Here is a 3,665-nt window from a genome sequence, read left to right on the forward strand (position 1 = left end):
GTCTACGAAGCCTTCAACGCCGCGCGCTGAGCGGTGTCCTCGCGCGCCGAGCCGTGTGCGGGGGCCCCGCGTTGGGCCGCGAGTCGAGCCGCGTGCTGAAGCGACTTGCCAGCACCCCCGGTTGATCCGCTAGAGTTCAGGCATCGCCGCGAGGGAAACCTCCGGACACGCGGGTGTAGCTCAGTAGTAGAGCGCCCCCTTTCCAAGGGGGAGGCGCAGTGTGCGATCCCTGTCACCCGCTCCGCCTGCTTGACCGGTCTCCGGATCGGTTAGGATGAATGGCGCGCCACTCGGTGAAAGCCGGGTGGATGCGTGCGGACGTAGCTCAGCTGGTAGAGCGCAACCTTGCCAAGGTTGAGGTCGCGAGTTCGAACCTCGTCGTCCGCTCCAGGAAAAGAGGCCCGGTCATTCCGACCGGGCCTCTTTGCTGTGCTCGTCCCACTGTTGATTGGCGTGCCGAGCGCCGGGTGCCGGGATCGTGCCCCGCCGCCCCACCGCCCCACCGCCCCACCGCCCCGCCACCGTGCTGCCGTGCCGGAGTCCCCGTACGATCCGCGCGTGGCCCTCTTCCGTGTGGAACGCACCTCCGCGCTGCCCGTCGGGGAGTGCTGGCGTCGGGTGACCCGGTGGCGGCGGCATGCCGACACCGTGCCGTTCACCAGGATCATCGTCCGGACCCGGCCGCCCGACGCGCGAGGGACCGTGTTCGTGGCCCGTACGGCCCTCGGACCGTTCGGCTTCGACGACCCGATGGAGGTCGTCGACTGGCGTCCCCCGACGGAAGCGGGATCAGCACCGGAACCGGACCCTGGACCTGCTGCCCGCGCCCGTACCGGCGGCGCGGCCGAGGGCTGGTGCCGCCTGGTCAAACGCGGCCGGGTGGTCACCGGTTGGGCCGAGATCACCGTCCGTACGCGGGCCGGCGGTTCGCAGGTCGTCTGGCGGGAGGACATGCGCGTGCGCTTCCTCCCGAGGACCTGCGACCCGCTGCTGGTCGTCGCCTGCCGGCTGGTGTTCGGCAGAGCGCTGGACAGTCTGCTGAGCACCGGGACGTCCGCGGAGCGCGAGCGGTGACGGCGCGTACCCGCCGGCAGGAGAGGCCGCGACACCCACGCGCGGGTACGTCGGCGAACCGGCCAGCCGTACGTCCGCCGTACGCCCATGGCGGCGACGTGCCGCATCCCGCTGCCGGGACGTACGCGGGGGCGTACGCGGGGGCCGTACGTGGTGGGACGCTGCCGGCCGGGGGCGGCCGGGGCTGCTTTAGGCTGGCTCCGTGAAGGTCCTCGTTATCGGCGGCGGCGCCCGTGAGCACGCGCTGTGCCGCTCACTGGCACTCGACCCCGGCGTCACCGAACTGCACTGCGCCCCCGGCAACCCCGGCATCGCCGAGCTGGCGACGCGGCACGCCGTCGACCCGCTGGACGGTGCCGAGGTCGCCGGGCTGGCGGTCGGGCTGGGCGCCGAGCTGGTCGTGATCGGCCCCGAGGCGCCGCTGGTGGCGGGGGTGGCGGACGCCGTACGGGCGCGTGGTGTCGCGGTGTTCGGGCCGTCCGCGCGGGCGGCCCGGCTGGAGGGCTCCAAGGCGTTCGCGAAGGACGTGATGGCCGCCGCGCAGGTGCCCACCGCCCGGTCGTACGTGTGCACCGGCGAGGTCGAGGTGGACGCCGCGCTGGACGCCTTCGGACCGCCGTACGTAGTGAAGGACGACGGACTGGCGGCCGGCAAGGGCGTGGTGGTGACCGCGGACCGAGCCGCCGCGCGGGCGCACGCCCTGACGTGCGTCGGGGGTTCGGTGATCGAGGAGTACCTCGACGGGCCGGAGGTCTCGTTGTTCGCGATCACCGACGGCGAGCACGTCGTGCCGCTGGAGCCAGCGCAGGACTTCAAGCGGGCCCACGACGCCGACGAGGGACCCAACACCGGCGGCATGGGCGCGTACTCCCCGCTCCCCTGGGCCGATCCGCGGCTGGTCGAGGAGGTCGAGCGTTCGGTGCTGCGGCCGACGGTCGACGAACTGCGGCGCCGCGGCACGCCGTTCACCGGCCTGTTGTACGCGGGCCTGGCGCTCACCTCACGCGGAGTCCGGGTGATCGAGTTCAACGCGCGCTTCGGGGACCCGGAGACGCAGGCGGTGCTGGCCCGGCTGCGGACGCCGCTCGCCGGCCTGCTGCACTCCGCCGCGACCGGGCAGTTGGCGACGTTCCCGCCGCTGCGCTGGTCCGCGGGTGGCGCGGTGACCGTGGTGGTCGCGGCCGCCGACTATCCGGCCGCGCCGCGGACCGGGGACCCGGTGGAGGGCCTGGCCGAGGTGCGCAAGCGGGACGCGCCCCACGCGTACGTGCTGCACGCGGGCACCCGGGAGGACACCGAGGGGCGGACGGTGAGCGCGGGCGGGCGCGTGCTGTCGGTGACCGCCACGGGCGCGGACCTGGGCAGCGCGCGTGCGCGCGCGTACGAGGCGGTGGGGCGGATTCAACTGGCCGGTTCCCACCACCGTACGGACATCGCCGCGGCGGCTGCGGCTGACGCAGGGTCCGGCGCCGACGCTGGGTCCGGCGCCGGGGCGGCCGGCGAGGGCGTGGCCGTATCGGACGCGGAACGGGACTGAGGCGTACGCGGCGGGGCGATGCTGGTCGCGTCCGGGCAGCAGCGGGACGATCAGGGCGTCACGGGATGTAGGGGACAATCGCATCACCCCTCCCGAACGCAACACCTCTGCCCAAAGCCATTCCATCGAGTGATCGGTGTGCGTTACTGCTGACGCCTGAGCAACGTCCAACTACCTTCGGGGGCGACAGGCTCGGTCGCCTGGGCGCGGCGCCGTGCGAGGCGCCCGTCCCGGGTCACGGGGGTGACTCGGTGGTGGCCGGTCCGGGTCCGGGTCGGCGAGTCCGTGGGGAGCGGCTCGTCCGTCGGCCGGCTGTCCGTACGTTGCGGTGTCCGTGCGCGGTGCCACAGTGGGGAACACGTCGCGTGACCCATTCCGGACACCCCGGACCCACATCGTCGAAGGGGAGGTAGCTCGTGCTGGGAAAGCGATCGTCCGTCCCCACGGCGCGGGACCACGCGCTCGCGGTGCTGCGTGTCCGCGGCGCGGCGCTGGCCGCCGCGCTGCTGCCGGCGGGTGTCGCGGTCATCCTGTGGGCGGCTCGGGCCACCGGGCGGCTGAGCGGCTCCTGGCAGGGGGCCTGTTGGGCGGTTTCCGGCTTCGCGGTGCTCGCGCTCCTGGTCGGCGGTGGAGTCACGGCGGCGATCATCCGGTCCCGGCCGGCGGTCACCCCGACCATCGCGGTGCCCCCCTCCATGGCGCCCGACCTGCACGCGTTGGTCGGCGACCTCGCGCGGCGGCTGGACGTGCCGGCTCCGTCCGCCATCGCCCTGACCCCGGACTGTGACAGTTGGTTGGAGGACGGCGATCACCCGGCGCCGGAGGGTCAGCGGGCCGGTTCGGCCGGCGATGCTGCGGCCGACGGCCCGGCCGGTGCTTCGGTCGAGGGGGCACCGGTGCTGGTCATCGGTTCGCCGTTCCTGTGGTGGCTGCGGATCCCGGAGCTGCGTGCCCTGCTCGCACCCGTGGTGGCCGGCACCGGGCCCTGGGCACACCCGGACATAGCAGCCGCGCGGGCCTGCGTGCGGGGCCTCGACGCGGCGGTGGCGCGCGC

The 3,665-nt window shown here is 74.1% G+C and carries 2 protein-coding genes, 2 tRNA genes and 1 pseudogene; all 5 read left to right on the plus strand.

The genetic code is table 11. The annotated features are described in order from the left end of the window. Positions 1-169 precede the first annotated feature (169 nt). Positions 170-241, plus strand: a tRNA-Gly gene (locus AN216_RS21035). A gap of 73 nt (positions 242-314) precedes the next feature. Beyond that, positions 315-390 (plus strand) — tRNA-Gly (locus AN216_RS21040). A gap of 168 nt (positions 391-558) precedes the next feature. Further along, entirely contained in the window at positions 559-1,074 is a 516-nt protein-coding gene (locus AN216_RS21045; protein WP_070198287.1) for an Immediate-early protein 2, read from the plus strand. A 202-nt stretch (positions 1,075-1,276) separates the two neighbouring features. Next, positions 1,277-2,611 carry a phosphoribosylamine--glycine ligase gene (gene purD / locus AN216_RS21050; RefSeq protein ID WP_070198286.1) on the plus strand — a complete coding sequence of 445 codons (1,335 nt, stop codon included), beginning with the start codon at positions 1,277-1,279 and terminating at the stop codon, positions 2,609-2,611. Positions 2,612-3,027: 416 nt separating this feature from the next. Further along, a pseudogene (locus AN216_RS21055) lies at positions 3,028-3,665 on the plus strand (hypothetical protein); the annotation flags it as partial.

The sequence above is a fragment of the Streptomyces oceani genome, from assembly GCF_001751245.1.
Lineage (GTDB): Bacteria > Actinomycetota > Actinomycetes > Streptomycetales > Streptomycetaceae > Streptomyces > Streptomyces oceani.